This window comes from Azospirillum sp. TSH20 (genome assembly GCF_003115935.1).
In the GTDB taxonomy this organism is placed as follows: domain Bacteria; phylum Pseudomonadota; class Alphaproteobacteria; order Azospirillales; family Azospirillaceae; genus Azospirillum.
Window position 1 is genome coordinate 16,072 of sequence record NZ_LGQU01000009.1, and the last position, 17,697, is coordinate 33,768.

A 17,697-nucleotide genomic window follows, 5' to 3' on the forward strand; every position below is an offset into this window, starting at 1 on the left:
GGGAGAGGGCGTTTATCACCCGGCTGCCAAGCACCCGCCGCCTACCGCCGCGGCTCCGGGCTGCGGGTCAGCGAGGTGATGCTGTCGTCGTAGCGGAATTCTGGCATGTCGCGGACACTGGCGGCGGTCACCTCGCGCAGACGGATCGCCTCGCTGCCGGTGCGCAGGTCGGCCAGGGTCAGGTCGGCCGCGATGTCCTTGCCGCCGAAGCCCAGAATGCCGCCCGAGTGGATGACGATGTATTGGGCCTCGCCCTTGTCGTCGAGGATCACGTCGGTGACGGTGCCGATCTTCGACCCGTCGGCGCCGACGACGTTGCGGTTCATCAACTGGTCGACGCTGGGGCCGGTCTTGCGTTCCACCGCGGCGCCGACGGCCGGAGTCGAGCCGTCGATGATGACCGTCTGTCCAACGGCCCCTTGCGGAGTCGCCATGCCGACCAGCAGTGTCAGCGCAGGCAATGCAAACCACATCTTGTGGGTGATCTTCAGCATGGATGCCTCTCCTCCCCCAGGATCGCGTGGGATCCACCTTGGCTCCATGCGCCTCAACCGGGATCGCATGAAATAGTTGCGGGCGCGCTGCCACTACCCCTCTTCCGTGCCGAACCCCGGGCAAGTCCGCAGCGACTCGGGGTGGGAAAGGCGGGCCTTTTCGAGTCGCCCCTTGGATTCCGGCAGCTTGGTCCGAGTCGCCCCGTGGCGAATCGGTGGTGGGTACAACGGCATATTAGCAACAAGATGTTGATTTTCACCGCAAGGAAGCTCTGGCGGTCGGGCGCATTTTGCGCTCTAATCGGGGGAGTGCCGCGGTCATCTCCAGCACCGGCGGCCATTTGAGTGCCGACAGTTGGTGCCTTCCGGCCGCGATGCGGCCCAGCCGCCGCCTCCTCAAAAATTTGCTTGGCGGGCGGGAACAGGATCCCCGGTAACGGGTTGAACACCACAAGATCAAGGTTTTGAGGGGTTCGGTCATGTCAACCACAATATCTAGCAGAGTGGGGCTTGCTTGGCCCCGTCGCGCTGGCTAGGATGCGGCCCACGTGACCCGGCCGGCCTCAAGCGGCGGCCCCGGTCCCGGCAGCACAGCGGCGACGGCGGACAGTCGGGCAAGAGGCCCCTGTTTGTACGGCGCCATCTGCGTTGCCGGGCCGGACGGCGGATAGAACCGCCGGCCGCTTTCATCGGAACGGGTCGCACCATATTTCCATTCGAGCCCGCCGCGGCGTGCTCCAAGCAGGGGACAGTCTCATCATGCGGATCGAGCGTCGTTTCACGCACGAAGGTCAGGACGCCTACGCCAGCCTCGGTTTCCGCCAGGCGACCAGCGAGATCCGCAACCCGGATGGAACGATCGTCTTCCAGCAGACCGGCATCGAGGTGCCGGACAACTTCTCGCAGGTCGCCAGCGACATCCTGGCCCAGAAGTATTTCCGCAAGGCCGGCGTCCCCGCCGCGCTCCGCGCCGTGGAAGAGAACACCGTCCCGTCCTGGCTGTGGCGCAAGGAAGCCGACCAGGAAAAGCTGGCCGCGCTGCCGAAGGAAAAGCGCTTCGTCGGTGAGCATTCGGCCAAGCAGGTGTTCGACCGTCTTGCCGGCACCTGGACCTATTGGGGCTGGAAGGGCGGCTATTTCGACACCGAAGCCGACGCCCGCACCTTCTTCGACGAGATGCGCTTCATGCTGGCCGCCCAGATGGCGGCCCCGAACAGCCCGCAGTGGTTCAACACCGGCCTGCACTGGGCCTATGGCATCGACGGCCCGAGCCAGGGCCACTTCTACGTCGATTTCAAGACCGGCCTGCTGACCTCCTCCGCCTCGGCCTACGAGCACCCGCAGCCGCACGCCTGCTTCATCCAGTCCGTCGCCGACGACCTCGTCAACGAGGGCGGCATCATGGACCTGTGGGTGCGTGAGGCCCGCCTGTTCAAGTACGGTTCGGGCACCGGCTCCAACTTCTCCAAGCTGCGCGGCGAGGGCGAGAAGCTGGCCGGTGGCGGCAAGTCGTCGGGCCTGATGAGCTTCCTGAAGATCGGCGACCGCGCGGCCGGCGCCATCAAGTCGGGCGGCACCACCCGCCGTGCGGCCAAGATGGTCACGGTGGACATGGACCATCCGGACATCGAAGGCTACATCGACTGGAAGGTGAACGAGGAGCAGAAGGTCGCGGCGCTGGTGACCGGCTCCAAGATCTGCCAGAAGCACCTGACGGCGGTGATGGCCGCCGCCCAGTCGGGCTTGGACCCGAAGGAGAACAAGGAACTCAAGAAGGCGATCCTCGCCGCCCGCAAGGATCAGGTGTCTGAGAACTACATCCAGCGCGTGATCCAGTTCGCCGGCCAGGGTTTCACCTCGATCGAGTTCAAGACCTACAACACCGACTGGGATTCGGAAGCCTACCTAACGGTTTCGGGCCAGAACTCCAACAACTCGGTGCGCGTTTCCAACGAGTTCGTGCAGGCGGTTCTGGACGATGCCGACTGGAATCTGATCGGCCGCACCAACGGCAAGGTGGTGAAGACCGTCCGCGCCCGCGACCTGTGGGACAAGGTCGGCTATGCCGCCTGGGCCTGCGCCGATCCGGGCGTGCAGTTCGACAGCACCATCAACGAGTGGCACACCTGCCCGGCCTCGGGGCGCATCAACGCCTCGAACCCGTGCTCGGAGTACATGTTCCTCGATGACACCGCCTGCAATCTGGCGTCGCTGAACCTGATGTCGTTCCGTCTGAAGGACGGCTCCTTCGACGTCGAGGCGTTCGAGCATGCCTGCCGGCTGTGGACCATCGTGCTGGAAATCTCCGTGCTGATGGCGCAGTTCCCGTCGAAGGAAATCGCCCAGCTCTCCTACGAGTTCCGCACGCTGGGTCTGGGCTTCGCCAACCTCGGCGGCCTGCTGATGGCGTCGGGCCTGTCCTACGACTCGGACGAGGGCCGCGCCTACTGCGCTGGCATCTCCGCCGTCATGACCGGTGTCGCCTATGCCACCTCGGCCGAGATGGCGCAGGAACTGGGCACCTTCCCGGGTTTCGAGGCCAACCGCGACCACATGCTGCGGGTCATCCGCAACCATCGCCGCGCCGCCAACGGCGAGATGAACGGTTATGAGGGGCTGGCGGTCGAGCCGGTGCCCTTCGTCGCCGACCTCTGCCCGGACCAGGAGCTGGCTCTTGCCGCCGTCCGCGTGTGGGACGAGGCGCTGGAACTGGGCGAGGCCCACGGCTACCGCAACGCCCAGGCCACCGTGGTCGCCCCGACCGGCACCATCGGTCTGGTGATGGACTGCGACACCACCGGCATCGAGCCCGACTTCGCCCTGGTCAAGTTCAAGAAGCTGGCCGGCGGCGGCTACTTCAAGATCGTCAACCGGCTGGTGCCGGAGGCGCTGAAGACGCTCGGCTATACCCCGGACCAGATCGAAGAGATCGCGCTCTACGCCGTCGGCCACGGCACGCTGAAGAACGCCCCGGGCGTGAACCACGAGGCGCTGAAGGCCAAGGGCTTCACCGACGAGCTGCTGGAGCGGCTCGAGGGCAACCTCGCCACCGCCTTCGACATCAAGTTCGTCTTCAACCGCTGGACCATCGGCGCCGACTTCTGCACCCAGACGCTGGGCATTCCGGCCGAGACGCTGGACGCCCCGGGCTTCGACCTGCTGAGCCACATCGGCTTCACCAAGGCGCAGATCGAGGCGGCCAACACCTTCTGCTGCGGCGCCATGACGCTGGAAGGCGCTCCCTTCCTTCGGGAAGAGCACCTGTCGGTGTTCGACTGCGCCAACCCCTGCGGCCGCATCGGCAAGCGCTTCCTGTCCTGGGAATCGCACATCACGATGATGGCGGCGGCGCAGCCCTTCATCTCCGGCGCCATCTCCAAGACCATCAACATGCCGAACACGGCGACGGTCGACGAGTGCAAGGACGCCTACCTGATGTCCTGGCGCCTGGGCCTGAAGGCGAACGCGCTGTACCGCGACGGCTCCAAGCTGAGCCAGCCGCTGCAGGCCGCCCTGCTCGACGACGAGGAGGATGGCGAGGCGGTCGAGGCGATGATCGAGGCGCCGGCCGCCGTCCGCGCCCAGATGGTCACCGAGCGGATCGTCGAGAAGGTGATCGAGCGGGTGGTGGAGCGGAAGAGCAGCTCGCGTGAGCGTCTGCCGCACCGCCGCAAGGGCTACACCCAGAAGGCCAATGTCGGCGGCCACAAGGTGTACCTGCGCACCGGCGAGTATGAGGACGGCCGCCTGGGCGAGATCTTCATCGACATGCACAAGGAAGGCGCCGCCTTCCGGTCGCTGATGAACAACTTCGCCATCGCGGTGTCGATCGGCCTGCAATATGGCGTGCCGCTGGAGGAGTTCGTGGAGGCCTTCACCTTCACGCGCTTCGAGCCGTCGGGCATGGTGACCGGCAACGACACCATCAAGATGGCGACGTCGGTCATCGACTACATCTTCCGCGAGATCGCCATCTCCTACCTGAACCGCACCGATCTGGCGCATGCCACGCCGGAGGATCTGGTGCCCTTCACCGTGGGCAGCGGCGACAAGCAGGGCGACCTGCCGGATACCCAGGTGCAGCCGTCGGACATTGTCCGCCGCATCGCATCGACCGGTTATGTCCGCAACAACCTGCGCGTCCTGCATGGTGGCCAGACCCAGCGCGCCAGCGCCGCGGCGGCCTTCGCCGCCACCGGCACCGACACGGCGGCCGTGAGCGTCACCGCGTCGGCCGGCACCCAGGCTTCCGCCCAGGCTGCCATGGCGGCTAGCCCGGCGGTCGCCGCCGCCACCGCCCAGGGCCATGTCGCTGCCACCGCGGCCACCGGCACGGCCTATGGCGGCAGCACCAGCGACCAGCGCTTCGACCGCATCCGCGAGGCCCGCGCCCGCGGGTACGAGGGCGATCCCTGCGGCGAATGCGGCAACATGACCCTGGTCCGCAACGGCACCTGCCTGAAGTGCGACAGCTGCGGGTCGACCACCGGCTGCAGCTGATCCTCCAGGGAGCGCTCCTCCGGGAGCCTAGCCGGACGATGAACGATGAAGGGGAGGGAGCGGGAAACCGCTTCCTCCCTTTTGCTTGTGCACGAACAAAACCGCCGCGCGCTGTTTGGAACCATTCTCGTGTGGATGCAACAGGATGGCCGGATGATGAGGGGCCTTGACCGCGCCGCGTGTGTTCATGTTAGCTGACTCCCCCGGGGCGCCGGTGCGGCGTTCCCGAAGCATGTCCGGAGGGATCAGGGGTCATGGATTCGGCCGGGACCGCGCTGGACGACCGCCTGCCGTCCGATCGCCTGTTGCGGGTGACTGCTGCGCAATGGAGCGCGGCCTTGGTCTGGACATCGGCCGACGGCACCATCGTCGGCGCCAATCCCGGTTTCGCCCGGCTGGCCGGCGCCCCTCTGGATGCGCTGATCGGCCGCCCGCTGCCCGGCCTGCTCGATTTCGGTGGCCGTGACTGGCAGGCGGTGTGGGATGGGGCGCAGGAAAACGACCATCCACCGCCCGGCACCGCTGCCTTGCGCGTTCCTCGCCGCGATCCGGTCCCGGTCGATCTGCACTGGCAGCATCTGACCGACGGCGAAGACGTTCTGCTTCTGTGCGAGATGCGCGATTTCGACGAGCGCGAACGGGCGGAGGCGGTGGCACGCCTGCAACAGAATGTCCTGGAACTGGTGGCTGCCGGCCGGTCGCTGAAGCAGGTCCTGGATTTCCTCTGCCGGCAGGTGGAGGCCTGCGCGCCGGAGGTCGCCTGTTCGGTGATGCTGCGTGACGACGAGAACCGCATGCGGGTCGCCGCCGCCCCATCGCTGCCCGTCGTCTATGCCAACGCCATCGACGGGCTGGCCATCGGTCCGGACGTCGGCTGCTGCGGCAGCGCGATGAGCCGGGGCGAGGCGGTGATGTCCGTCGACATCGCCGAAGACCCGCGCTGGGCACCCTATCGCGAGGTGCCGCTGGCCCATGGGCTGGCCGCCTGCTGGTCCAACCCGATCAAGGGGCGGGACGCCCGCATGCTGGGCAGCTTCGCGCTCTATTACCGCGAGCGCCGCCCTGCAGCCCCCTTTCACCGCCGGTTGGTGGAGGCCTGCGTGCATCTGTGCGCGCTCGCCATCGAACATGACCGGGCGCGGGCGGAGATCAACCGGCTGGCCTATTTCGACACGCTGACCGGGCTGCCCAACCGCCAGCTCCTGGCCGACCGCGCCACTGCGGCGCTGGCGCTGGCCGGACGCACGCGGCAGCCGGTGACGCTGATGTTCCTGGACATCGACCGCTTCAAGACCGTCAACGATTCGCTGGGCCATGCGGTCGGCGACCGTCTGCTGGTGGAGGTGGCGACCCGGCTGGAGCGACTGTTCATCGAGGGCGACACTCTGGCCCGGCTGGGCGGGGACGAGTTCGTAGCATTGCTGCCGGGCTGCGACGCCGCCCATGCGTCCCTGCTGGCCGAACGGGTGCTGGCCACCCTGTCGGTGCCGCTGACGGTCGCCGATCTGACGCTGACCCCGACCGCCAGCATCGGCATCGCCGTGCATCCCGACGATGGCATGGATTTCGACACGCTGCTGCGCCAAGCCGACGCGGCGATGTACCGGGCCAAGCAGGCCGGCCGCAACCGCTGTCATTTCTTCCGCCGCGACATGAACGAACAGGCGGTGCGCCGGCTGGAGATGGAGGCGGCTCTGCGCGAGGCGCTGGACCGCCAGGAGGCCGGATGCCCGGATGACGAGGCACCGTTCGAGCTGCATTACCAGCCCCAGGTCCGGCTGAAGCCGCATTGCCTGCATCGGGTGGAGGCGCTGATCCGCTGGACCCACCCGCGCTGGGGCGCGGTGTCGCCGGTGGAGTTCGTGCCGCTGGCCGAGGAATGCGGGCTGATCGACCGGCTGGACAGCTGGGTGCTGCAGACTTCGGTGGCGCAGCTCGGCCGCTGGCGCGCGGCGGGGGTGCCGGTGCCGGGGCTGGCGGTGAACGTCTCCGCCGTCCGCTTCGCCCGCGGCGACCTGCCGGATCAGGTCCGTGCCGCGCTGGCCGCCAACGGCATCCCGGCCAACGACCTGACGCTGGAGATCACCGAGCGGCTGATGATGACGGAGGAGGTCGGCGTCCATGACGCGCTGGATGCCCTGCATGCGCTGGGCGTCACCCTGTCGATCGACGATTTCGGCACCGGCTACTCGTCCTTGAGCTACCTGAAGCGCTTCCCCGTCGGCGAACTGAAGATCGACCGCAGCTTCGTCAAGGAACTGGACATCGACGCCGCCAACCGGCCGCTGGTGCGCGCCATCATCCAGATCGGCGAGGCGCTGGGCCTGACCGTCGTCGCGGAGGGGGTGGAGCGCGAGGCCCAGCACCTCATGCTGGAGGCGGAGGGTTGCGCCATCGGCCAGGGATACCGCTTCGCCCGGCCGATGCCGGCGGCGGCGCTGGCTGACTGGCTGAGGGGGGAGGGCAAGCACTGGGTCGAATGTCCAGCCGACGCCTGCTTCAGCATCTGAAACATTTGCAGTGGAAATGGTCCCGTTTTTCTTTGGATTTACGGGGTACTTCGACCGCATTTCACCATTCGAATCGGTGCTTATGCGGTTCCGCCGGAGTAATGGGGAACCGGCAATACGATATAGTCGCAACGCTCCTTTGCCGGCAAAGCGCAGGTCATCCCGTTCTAGACCACGCGACTGTCTTGTGTCCCAACGTTTGGGGCGATAGAAGGTCCACTCAGCGGCATGTGCGGTCAAGCAAACTGACCACGGCGTTTCGCTGAGCGGAAAAGACCCGCCCGGTGGATCGCCCGTGGAGCACAAGGGGAGCACCCGCATGCCGGACGACCATGGGGCGAGAGGAATTCCGCGATGGCGAGCCAGGGTGAATCCAAGTGGGTCTACAGCTTCGGGGCCGGTGCCACCGAAGGACGGGCCGATATGAAGAACCTGCTGGGCGGCAAGGGCGCCAATCTGGCCGAGATGGCCAATCTTGGCCTGCCCGTTCCGCCGGGCTTCACGATCACCACCGAGCTGTGCACCTATTTCTACGCCAACGGCCGCTCCTATCCGCCGGAGCTGACGGCGCAGGTGAACGCCGCCATCGCGCGGCTGGAACAGGCGATGGACGCCAAGTTCGGCGACCCGGTCAATCCGCTGCTGGTGTCGGTCCGCTCCGGCGCCCGCGCGTCGATGCCCGGCATGATGGACACCGTCTTGAACCTGGGCCTGAACGACGCGACCGCGGCCGGTCTCGCCAAGCGGTCGGGTGACGGCCGCTTCGCCTACGACAGCTATCGCCGCTTCATCCAGATGTACTCCAACGTCGTGCTCGACGTTGAGCATCACCATTTCGAGGACATCCTCGACAACCACAAGCGCGACAAGTCCTACAACCTCGACACCGACCTGTCGGCCGAGGATTGGCAGGCGGTGATCGAGGACTACAAGAAGGCGGTCGAGCGCGAACTGGGCCGGCCCTTCCCGCAGGATGTGCAGGAGCAGCTGTGGGGCGCCATCGGCGCCGTCTTCGGCTCCTGGATGAACGCCCGCGCCATCACCTACCGCAAGCTGCACGACATCCCGGCCGACTGGGGCACCGCGGTCAACGTGCAGTGCATGGTCTTCGGCAACATGGGCAACGACTGCGCCACCGGCGTGGCCTTCACCCGCAACCCGTCGACCGGCGAGAATGCCTTCTACGGCGAGTATCTGGTCAACGCCCAGGGTGAGGACGTCGTCGCCGGCATCCGCACGCCGCAGCACCTGACCATCGCCGGCAAGATCGCCAACAAGTCCGACCTCCCCGCCATGGAAGAGGTGATGCCGGAGGTGTTCAACCAGCTGAACGAGGTCCGCCTCAAGCTGGAAAAGCACTACCGCGACATGCAGGACATCGAGTTCACGGTCCAGCAGAACAAGCTGTTCATGCTGCAGACCCGCAACGGCAAGCGCACCGCCCCGGCGGCGCTGAAGATCGCCGTCGATCTGGCGAACGAGGGCGTCATCGACCAGAACGAGGCGGTCCGCCGCATCGATCCGGCCTCGCTCGACCAGCTCCTCCACCCGACGCTGGACCCCAAGGCCGACCGCAAGGTCATCGCCAAGGGCCTGCCCGCCTCCCCCGGCGCCGCGTCGGGCAAGGTGGTCTTCACCGCCGACGAGGCCGAGCAGATGGCCGGCAAGGGCGAGTCGGTGATCCTCTGCCGCATCGAGACCTCGCCCGAGGACATCCACGGCATGCACGCCGCCCGCGGCATCCTGACCAGCCGCGGCGGCATGACCAGCCACGCGGCGGTGGTTGCCCGCGGCATGGGCCGTGCCTGCGTGTCGGGCGCCGGCGACCTGCGCATCGACTACAAGACCAAGCAGATGGCCGTCCGCGGCGTCACCGTGAAGGAAGGCGACATCGTCACCATCGACGGCTCCACCGGCGAGGTGATGCTGGGCGAGGTGCCGACGATCCAGCCGGAGCTGTCGGGCGACTTCGCCACCCTGATGGGCTGGGCCGACGGCATCCGTCGGATGAAGATCCGCGCCAATGCCGAAACCCCGCTGGACGCCCGCACCGCGCGGAAGTTCGGCGCCGAGGGCATCGGCCTGTCGCGCACCGAGCACATGTTCTTCGACCCGGAGCGCATCCTGGCCGTCCGCGAGATGATCCTGGCGGAGGACGAGGCCGGCCGCCGCAAGGCGCTCGCCAAGCTGGAGCCCTTCCAGAAGAAGGACTTCGTCGATCTGTTCACGATCATGACCGGCCTGCCGGTGACGATCCGCCTGCTCGACCCGCCGCTGCACGAGTTCCTGCCGAACACCGAAGAGGACATGGCGGAGGTCGCCCAGGCCACCGGCACCGATCCGCTGCGGGTTCGCCACCGCACCATCCAGCTGCATGAAGCGAACCCGATGCTGGGCCATCGCGGCTGCCGTCTGGGCATCTCGTACCCCGAGATCTACGAGATGCAGGCCCGCGCCATCTTCGCCGCCGCCGCCGAGGTCGCCAAGACCACCGGCGAGGCCGTCATTCCCGAAGTGATGATCCCGCTGATCATCACCAAGAAGGAGTTCGACATCCTCAAGGCGGTGATCGACCGCGCCGCCGAGCAGGTGAAGGCCGAGACCGGCGTGACGGTGGAGTATCTGACCGGCACGATGATCGAGATCCCGCGCGCGGCCCTGAAGGCCGGCGAGATCGCCGAGTCGGCGGAGTTCTTCAGCTACGGCACCAACGACCTGACCCAGACCACGCTGGGCCTGTCGCGCGACGACGCCGGCAGCTTCCTGCCGGAGTACCAGCGCCAGGGCATCCTGGAGCAGGACCCGTTCCAGTCGCTGGACGTCACCGGCGTCGGCGAACTGGTGGAGATCGCCACCGAGCGCGGCCGCAAGGTCCGTCCGGACATCAAGCTGGGCATCTGCGGCGAGCATGGCGGCGACCCGGCCTCGATCTCCTTCTGCGAGAAGATCGGGCTGACCTATGTCTCCTGCTCGCCCTACCGCGTGCCGATCGCCCGCCTCGCCGCCGCCCAGGCCGCGCTGAACAGCGACACGGTCAAGCGCGACTGAGCCGGTTCGGGTAGCTGAAACGACTTCGGCCCTCTTCCCGCAAGGGAAGGGGGCCGTTTCGTTTCGGGGGCGGAGTTGGGTGGGTGGAACATCGTGGAACAGGTTTCGGCGGACTGTTCACTGTTCCATCCGGGGCGGCCGACCCGGCCTGCGGTGGTCGGATGGAACGTTTGGAACAGGTTGGAACAGTTTTCCGGGGGCTGTTCACTGTTCCATCCGGCGGGGCGGGTGCGCGGGAGGAAGGGCGCAAGAGGGCGTGGCACCAGGGGCGATGCATGCAGGACACTCCTCGGGCGGTTGAGGCTTATAGTCCTATCATGGATGGCGGTTGGTGGTAAGGGGGCATGGGAAAGGCGTGGTCGCTTGCCGCCAGAGCAAGTGTCTGGGATGGTTCTGTGCAATGTGCCAAGCGTCAGCGATTTTACATATGTCTTTGAAACACGCTCAATCACGTTCTGCTGATAACCTCATGCGATATTCTAGCAATCTTTCATATCTGAGCGAAAACATCGCTCCCTCGTTACCATTTAACGGATAGCGATCAAGTGAGAAACTCTGTCCCCTTATAACGTCGAGAATCCGTATCTGATCAGATGGCACCGATGGCATAGCCATCGTAATTAGCCATAGCCCGAGACGGGCAGCTTCATCATTCAATACTGGATCAGGTGAAAAATAGGGGTAAACAGCGTACTCAGCATTAAGGCCGTCCCGAACCGATAGGAAGTTTTCAACTTTCACCGTTGCAGATAGGCTGGGGAAAAAGAATTGGCTTTTCAAAGTTGGACCAGGACGAAATGGTTCATTGGTCCAGCGCCGTCGATTGCTCCACCAAGTTAGGAAACCATCTCGAAGAAGAGGGTAAAGATTTCTCCGCCTGTAATTTGCCGCAATCCTTTCGTTAACCATTTGATGAAGGTCAGCTGATCCAAACACATGTGATCTAGCATCTGACCAAAAGGGTGCGTAGAAATCTCCACCAGAAGATGCGCGACCTTCGTCACGAGCTTTCTCATCACGAATATCTTCTAAGATATAAGCCCTCTGCTTGTTAGCGTTAAGGAACATTATCGCTAATAACTTTCTAAGATGAATTCTATCTAACGCCATTTCATCCCCCCAAAAGACTTGCATAACGATAGAAATAATGAGCAATGGAATTAAAACTTATATGTAAAGTTGATAAAATTTCCCAAAATCACTCGCAATCTCTATTAGATGTAGATCTCGATTCTTTCAGGTTTAGTCCGCGATGTAGGCCGTCGTGAATCTTGTATAAGGTTGCATCCACGAACCCCTGGGATTTGAAGAAGCATTTAAACTTCCACTGTTGAGAGTTCCCGACGCGAAAACCGATGATCGAGTTGTCAAACATAAACTTGAGGTTTTGCATTATTTCTGGTGGATTTATGTCAATAGCACTCCTTCTCAGAGAGTCAGAAAACTCTTCCTGAGTGAATGTGGTTCTCCCATTATTCTGTATTGCCGATATTATCTCATTTATTCTTGGAAATTGAACGCGCCATTCATCTCTCAGTTCTTCAACTAACCATTCAGAATATGCTGCCTCAGAGCTATATATTGATTCACATTCAAGCCGCTCTGGGTTGACTGACTCAGGCTCTAGAGGATTCTCCTTACGATCCCACATATCCTGCTTAATCAATTCAAAGTACTTGATAAAGTCACGAGGGCGGAGCATGGTTCTCAACATTACATAATCGAATGGAGATCGCTGCTGCCTCATCTGGTCTCTATCAAATAAATCTTCGATGCGAGATAATTCTGCTTTCGAGGCTTTGCGAGCAAAAAAGTTCACGCGCTCCAATATAAGCCGCGACAGACCGTCCTTAGACCAAGCAAGAAGCTTTCCGCAATCTGATCTAAGCTTATTTTTATCGTTTATGTCTAAAGTATCAAATATGTCTTCTCTAAGAAAAACAATGGGCCTCAGAGATCCTCTAAACTTTTGTGAAATATACTCTGATGCTCCAATAAGCCCCGCAATGATTCTCTGGCTTGACTCGAACGAAGCAGTATCCCAAGCTTCGTCTATTCTATCAAACGAAACAAAAATGCGCGATGACCCCCCAAGTACATCGATTAAGGTTGCTTCGAAAATCTCTGAAATTCGTTCAATTGACTTATTTAGTGCGCTTTGCAGTGACTGGTTTTGCTGGATGTCAGAAAACTCAATTTCTCCTCCTGAAGCAGAAATGCTATCAAGTGCATCTCCCTCAAGATCCAAGCTGCCAGCTGGGAGCTTTAACTTGCTAAGTTGAAGAAACTTTTGACCAATCAGCTGTCCTAAGCTTGGGTTTGGAGATGTGTAGATTCGCTCTATAAGCTTTTTGCTAGATTTCAGTTTCGGATTTCCGAAATCGGCCTCAATCAAAGCTTTTATGGCAACTAGATATATAATGTATTTCCAAGATTGAACGTAAGCTAGTGATGAAGCCTTGCCGTCAGCGCAAAGCAAAGAGTGAACGTTCCAATTATAATCTTGGAGTGATAGAGTTATGCTAAGATCATCAGGCTGAATATATTTTTTCGCATTGTCAGATAGATGCTGAAATACGGCAGTTTTCCCGGCGCCTTTTCGGCCAAGCACCAGAAATGAATGGCGAGTATCTACCACCGATTGAAGAACGCCATTGTCAAAGAAATATCGTGAGAGGTTCTCGTCCCTTTCGGCAGAAACTTGCCCGAAGCTGATCCAGTCAGCGATATCCATGGTGTCCGCCTCAAGGCAGTTTGCAGAGTCTTTAGGCTACCTCACCATGGTAGATTATGTTGCGGAGCAGATCAACTGCATTGCTGTTGGCTGCCGGCGGGCGCAATTCTGTGGGGAAATTAACCTTACCCATTGATGTTTTTGCTATGGACCGGTGCTGCGCCGTCATTCTCTGCCGGATCGCTTGAAGCTATATCTTCGCAAGCGCTGACTCGGAAGTTCGTCAGGTTGCGGGTGACCAGTTCCGGTCGGATGCTCATGCCGTCGCGGACGAGTCGCACAAGACCGTGCTCGGCCAAGTCTTGCAGAGCGCGAGAGACGTTGGGCTGGGCGCGGTTGGCGAGTTGGGCGAGGCGGGAGACCGTCTCCGGGCGTTCGGTGGCGATCAGGTGCATCAACGCCCGGTTGGCCGGGGTCAGCACGCCGAGAAGGCCGGAGACCGACTCGCCATCCTTCACGGACCGCACCGGGGGAACCGGGCGGGTGCCCTGGGCGACCGCCAGCATCTCGTCGCGCAAATCATGCAAGGTCCGCATGGTCGGGCTCTCTGGTGTGCTCGCTGTCTTCGGGGTGGTGGCCGGAGAGGCGTCTCTAATATGCGCTTGGCGAGGGGATGCGGCTACCGCATTTGCGCCCGGCTTTGGTTGGGGACGTGCAGGGACCATGCGGTTCTGAATTCTTGCCTCACCCCTCACCCTCCCCACGCCTTTGGCGCGGGTCCCCGCCCTCTCCCGGGGCGGGAGAGGGTGATTATCGCCACGGGTGACGGAGTTGGGGGGTGGTCGGGCGCGCTTTGGCGCGCCGCCAAGGGGCATGCTGCCCCTTCGCAATCCCCTGGCAAAGGCTGGCGCCTTTGCGGCCCCCTCACCCTGACCCTCTCCCCAGGGGGGAGAGGGGAAGTTTGCGGAGGGGAGGGGAGGGGGCGGGGCGTTACCGCCCCCTCGGCTTCGCCCTGGCGGTCGGCTCGGCTTCCAGCGGGTTGTCGGGCCAGTAGTGTTTCGGGTACTGGCCCTTCAAATCCGCCTTCACCGCCTTGTAGGCGTTGGCCCAGAAGCTCGCGAGGTCGCGGGTGACCTGGACCGGGCGGCGGGCGGGGGACAGAAGGTGCAGCAGAAGCGGAACCCGGCCGCCGGCGATGCGCGGGGTCTCGGCCAGGCCGAACATCTCCTGCAGGCGAACCGCCAGCACCGGCTCCTCGCCGTCATAGTCGATGGGGATGCGGGAGCCGCTCGGCACCTCGACATGGGTCGGGGCCTCGGCGTCCAGGCGGGTCCGCAACTCCCAGGGCAGCAGGGCGCGCAGGGCGCTCGACAGGTCGATGCGCTCCAGATGGGCGCGGCGCGACACGCCGTCGAGGAAGGGGGCCAGCCACTCCTCCAGACCGTCCATCAGGGCCGCGTCGGACAGGTCGGGCCAGACGTCGCCCTCCCGCGCGCGCAGGAACATCACGCGGGTGCGCCATTTGCGCAGCTCGTCGGTCCAGGGCAGGCAGGCGGGACCCAGCGCGCGGATGCCCTCGATCATCGCGGCGGTCATCGCGTCGGCCGGCGGCTTGGCCAGCTTCTCGTCCTTCAGGATCAGGGCGAACAGCATGCGGCGGCGGCGCGCCAGCACCATCTGTTCGCGCGCGTCCCAGGCGACGATGGTCTCGCTGCGGATGTCGTCGGCGAAGCTCTCCTCCAGGTCGGCCAGCGTGACCGGGGCGGCCAGGAAGATGCGCGATTCGCGGGCGGCGCCGTCGAGGTTGGCGATGGCGAGCCACTCCTCGGCCGACAGCGGCTCGGCATCCTGGAAATAGGCGCCGCGCCCACCCGACAGGCGATACTGCGCCGCCACCCCGCCGGGCTGGCCGCCGGGCCGGCGTTGGCCGATGCGGTCGGGATAGGCGAGCGCCACCAGAATGCCGACAGCATGCGAGTCCATCGCGTCGTCGTCGCGCACGCCAAGCTGGCGGCGCCACTGCCGCGCCTGCTTCACCGCCTGCTGCGCCCCGCCGCGGTCGACGCTGAGGCCGCGCGCCGCACCCTGGCCGCCGCGCTCCTCGCCGCGCAGCAGGTCGACGCGCAGGCGCAGGTCGGCGTCGCGGAAGCCGGGCTGGCTGCGGACGATGTCGCGCTCGCCGAGCAGGGCCGCGACCAGACAGGCGAGCGCGCCCTGGCCCATCGCCTTGCCGGCCAACATCATGTGGGCCAGACGCGGATGCACGCCGAAGCCGGCCATGCGGCGGCCGTGCGGGGTGATGGCACCGGACTTGTCGAGTGCGCCGAGGCCGGTCAGCAGCTCGCGCGCCTGGGCCATCGCCGCGGTCGGCGGCTGGTCGAGCCAGGACAGGCTGGCGGGGTCGGAGACTCCCCACACCGCAAGCTCCAGCGCCAGCGGGGCGAGGTCGGCGTCGGCGATCTCCGGCGTGGTGAAGGGGGCCAGCGCCTTGTGCGTCGCCTCCGGCCACAGGCGGTAACAGACGCCGGGCTCCAGACGGCCGGCGCGGCCGCGGCGCTGCTCGGCCGACGCCTGGCTGACCTTCACCGTCGCCAGACGGGTCATGCCGCCGCGCGGGTCGAAACGCGGAACCCGCATCAGCCCGCTGTCCACCACGATGCGGATGCCCTCAATGGTCAGGCTGGTCTCGGCGATGGAGGTCGCCAGCACGATCCTGCGCTGGCCGGGCGGGGTGGGGGCGATGGCCCGGTCCTGCGCCTCGGCCGACAGGTCGCCATAGAGCGGGGCGATGACGGTGTTCGGGCCGAGGTCGGACTGGTCGAGCAGGGATTGGACGCGGCGGATCTCGCCGACGCCGGGCAGGAAGACCAGGGCGTTGCCGGGCTCCTCGCGCAGGGCGCGGCGGACGGCGGCGGCGACGGCGTCCTCTATGCGGGTGCCTTGGGTCGGCGCGTCGAGGTGGTGGGTCTCGACGGGGTAGGCGCGGCCCTCGCTGGTCACCATCGCGGCGGGGCCGTCCGCGTCGGCCAGCAGGGTGGCGACCGGGGCGGCGTCGAGCGTCGCCGACATGACGACAAGGCGCAGGTCGTCGCGCAGCGCCCCGCGCGCCTCCTGCACCAGGGCAAGGGCGAGGTCGCTGTCGATGCCGCGCTCGTGGAACTCGTCGAACAGGACGGCGCCGACGGCGGGAAGCTCCGGGTCCTCCTGCAGTTGGCGCAGGAACAGGCCGTCGGTCACCACCTCGATCCGGGTCTTCGGGCCGATCTTGGTGTCGAGGCGCACGCGGTAGCCGACGGTCTCGCCCACCGCCTCCCCCAGCATCGACGCCATCCGGCGGGCGGCGGCGCGGGCGGCGAGGCGCCGCGGCTCCAGCACCAGGATCTTGCGGCCCTTCAGCCACGCCGCGTCGAGCAGGGCCAGCGGCACCCGCGTGGTCTTGCCGGCGCCGGGCGGTGCCTGGAGGACTGCGGTGCCGCGGCTGTCCAGCGCCTCCAACAGGGCGGGCAGGACGGGATCGATTGGCAGGGCGGGGAAGGCGGGCTTGCTCATGAGGGGGAGTCTGCTGCCGCGAACCGGTGCGAAAGGCAATGGTTTTCGGGAGGCGACGGGCACGGCGCGCGCCAAAAGGTCGCAGGGGCGGGGGAGGGGGACGGGGGCCGCGACCGATGGCCGCAAAAAATGTATGGTTTTGGGGTCGTCGGGCTTATTCGCTTATCAAAGGGATCCATGACCGAAATCCACGACGCCGCCCTGTTCCTCGCCCACGCCTGCGCGCTGGAAGAGGACGCCGCCAACCGCTTCGCCGATCTGTCGGAAGCGATGAAGACCTATGGCAACCAGGAGGTCGCGGCCTTCTTCGGCCAGATGGCGAAATTCTCGCGCATGCATCTGGCCGAGGCGCGGGAACGGTCGGGCTTCCGCAAGATCCCCGACCTTGCGCCGGAAGACTTCCAGTGGCCGGACGGCGACAGCCCGGAAGCGGCCTCGATGGAGGGCTCGCACTATCTGATGACGGTGGAGTACGCGCTGGAACTGGCGCTGGAGAGCGAAAAGCGCGGGCAGGCCTTCTACGCCGAGGTGGCGAAGACCACCACCGATCAGGAAGTCCGCATGATGGCCGAGGAGTTCGCCGCCGAAGAGGCCGAGCATGTCGCCCAGCTGGAGGTGTGGGCCAAGCGCTATCCGGCGCTGCAGCAGTAAGCTGGTGTGCGAGGAAGGGGGCGTTGGCGGCCCCCTCCCCTGGTTACTTTGACAGGGCGGACCAGTCGATCTCGTACACCTTGTCGGCCGGCTGGTAGGTCTTGAAGGCGGCGATCACGTCGTCGACGGTGACGTCGCCCGGCACATTCTGGATTTCATAGACGACCGAGCTGCCGCTGGTCGGGCCGACGTCGGCGTTGCGGTGAGCCTGCGAGACCAGCCCTTCGCCGGCCTTCTTGATCATGATGGAAGCCATGCATCCGTCTCCTGT

The 17,697-nt window shown here is 64.5% G+C and carries 10 protein-coding genes; 4 read left to right on the forward strand and 6 right to left on the reverse strand.

Annotated features, from left to right (window positions below; all coding sequences use genetic code 11):
• Nucleotides 1-41 precede the first annotated feature (41 nt).
• Nucleotides 42-494 (reverse strand): PRC-barrel domain-containing protein, encoded by a 453-nt coding sequence (locus TSH20_RS02995; RefSeq protein WP_109073331.1) that lies wholly within the window; start codon nt 492-494, stop codon nt 42-44.
• A gap of 759 nt (nt 495-1,253) precedes the next feature.
• On the opposite strand from TSH20_RS02995, the gene TSH20_RS03000 reads away from it, so the two are divergent.
• The 3 genes from TSH20_RS03000 (at nt 1,254) to ppdK (ending at nt 10,552) form a co-directional block, all read left to right on the forward strand.
• The gene (locus TSH20_RS03000; RefSeq protein ID WP_109073332.1) at nt 1,254-4,994 is read left to right on the forward strand and encodes a vitamin B12-dependent ribonucleotide reductase; all 3,741 of its coding nucleotides are present in this window, start codon (nt 1,254-1,256) and stop codon (nt 4,992-4,994) included.
• A gap of 254 nt (nt 4,995-5,248) precedes the next feature.
• On the forward strand, nt 5,249-7,504 hold the full coding sequence (locus tag TSH20_RS03005; protein ID WP_109073333.1) for an EAL domain-containing protein: 2,256 nt from the start codon (nt 5,249-5,251) through the stop codon (nt 7,502-7,504).
• Between the two features lie 354 nt (nt 7,505-7,858).
• Nucleotides 7,859-10,552, forward strand: a complete 2,694-nt coding sequence (gene ppdK / locus TSH20_RS03010) for a pyruvate, phosphate dikinase (protein WP_109073334.1) — start codon at nt 7,859-7,861, stop codon at nt 10,550-10,552.
• Nucleotides 10,553-10,996: 444 nt separating this feature from the next.
• Here the strand turns inward: ppdK and TSH20_RS03015 are convergent, their stop codons facing one another.
• From TSH20_RS03015 to hrpB, 4 genes are all read right to left on the reverse strand, one after another.
• A complete protein-coding gene (locus tag TSH20_RS03015; RefSeq protein WP_199232097.1) occupies nt 10,997-11,707 on the reverse strand; it encodes a hypothetical protein in 711 nt (236 codons plus the stop codon).
• A gap of 43 nt (nt 11,708-11,750) precedes the next feature.
• Nucleotides 11,751-13,286 carry an ATPase gene (locus TSH20_RS34520; RefSeq protein WP_146205438.1) on the reverse strand — a complete coding sequence of 512 codons (1,536 nt, stop codon included), beginning with the start codon at nt 13,284-13,286 and terminating at the stop codon, nt 11,751-11,753.
• Between the two features lie 125 nt (nt 13,287-13,411).
• The gene (locus TSH20_RS03020) at nt 13,412-13,822 is read right to left on the reverse strand and encodes a MarR family transcriptional regulator (RefSeq protein WP_247871580.1); all 411 of its coding nucleotides are present in this window, start codon (nt 13,820-13,822) and stop codon (nt 13,412-13,414) included.
• 394 nt (nt 13,823-14,216) lie between these two features.
• Nucleotides 14,217-16,775: an ATP-dependent helicase HrpB gene (gene hrpB, locus TSH20_RS03025; protein WP_109073335.1), complete on the reverse strand. Its 2,559-nt coding sequence runs from the start codon at nt 16,773-16,775 to the stop codon at nt 14,217-14,219.
• A 177-nt stretch (nt 16,776-16,952) separates the two neighbouring features.
• Between hrpB and TSH20_RS03030 the strand changes: the two genes are divergently transcribed.
• Entirely contained in the window at nt 16,953-17,426 is a 474-nt protein-coding gene (locus TSH20_RS03030) for a ferritin family protein (RefSeq protein ID WP_109073336.1), read from the forward strand.
• Between the two features lie 43 nt (nt 17,427-17,469).
• On the opposite strand, the gene TSH20_RS03035 is transcribed toward TSH20_RS03030, so the two are convergent.
• Nucleotides 17,470-17,682, reverse strand: coding sequence for a hypothetical protein (locus tag TSH20_RS03035; RefSeq protein ID WP_109073337.1), 213 nt, complete (start codon nt 17,680-17,682; stop codon nt 17,470-17,472).
• Nucleotides 17,683-17,697: the final 15 nt, after the last annotated feature.

Coding starts and splice junctions, on each gene's coding strand:
- TSH20_RS02995 (WP_109073331.1), bottom strand. CDS start 494: ATGCTGAAGATCACCCACAAGATGTGGTTTGCATTGCCTGCGCTGACA.
- TSH20_RS03000 (WP_109073332.1), top strand. CDS start 1,254: ATGCGGATCGAGCGTCGTTTCACGCACGAAGGTCAGGACGCCTACGCC.
- TSH20_RS03005 (WP_109073333.1), top strand. CDS start 5,249: ATGGATTCGGCCGGGACCGCGCTGGACGACCGCCTGCCGTCCGATCGC.
- ppdK (WP_109073334.1), top strand. CDS start 7,859: ATGGCGAGCCAGGGTGAATCCAAGTGGGTCTACAGCTTCGGGGCCGGT.
- TSH20_RS34520 (WP_146205438.1), bottom strand. CDS start 13,286: ATGGATATCGCTGACTGGATCAGCTTCGGGCAAGTTTCTGCCGAAAGG.
- TSH20_RS03020 (WP_247871580.1), bottom strand. CDS start 13,822: ATGCGGACCTTGCATGATTTGCGCGACGAGATGCTGGCGGTCGCCCAG.
- hrpB (WP_109073335.1), bottom strand. CDS start 16,775: ATGAGCAAGCCCGCCTTCCCCGCCCTGCCAATCGATCCCGTCCTGCCC.
- TSH20_RS03030 (WP_109073336.1), top strand. CDS start 16,953: ATGACCGAAATCCACGACGCCGCCCTGTTCCTCGCCCACGCCTGCGCG.
- TSH20_RS03035 (WP_109073337.1), bottom strand. CDS start 17,682: ATGGCTTCCATCATGATCAAGAAGGCCGGCGAAGGGCTGGTCTCGCAG.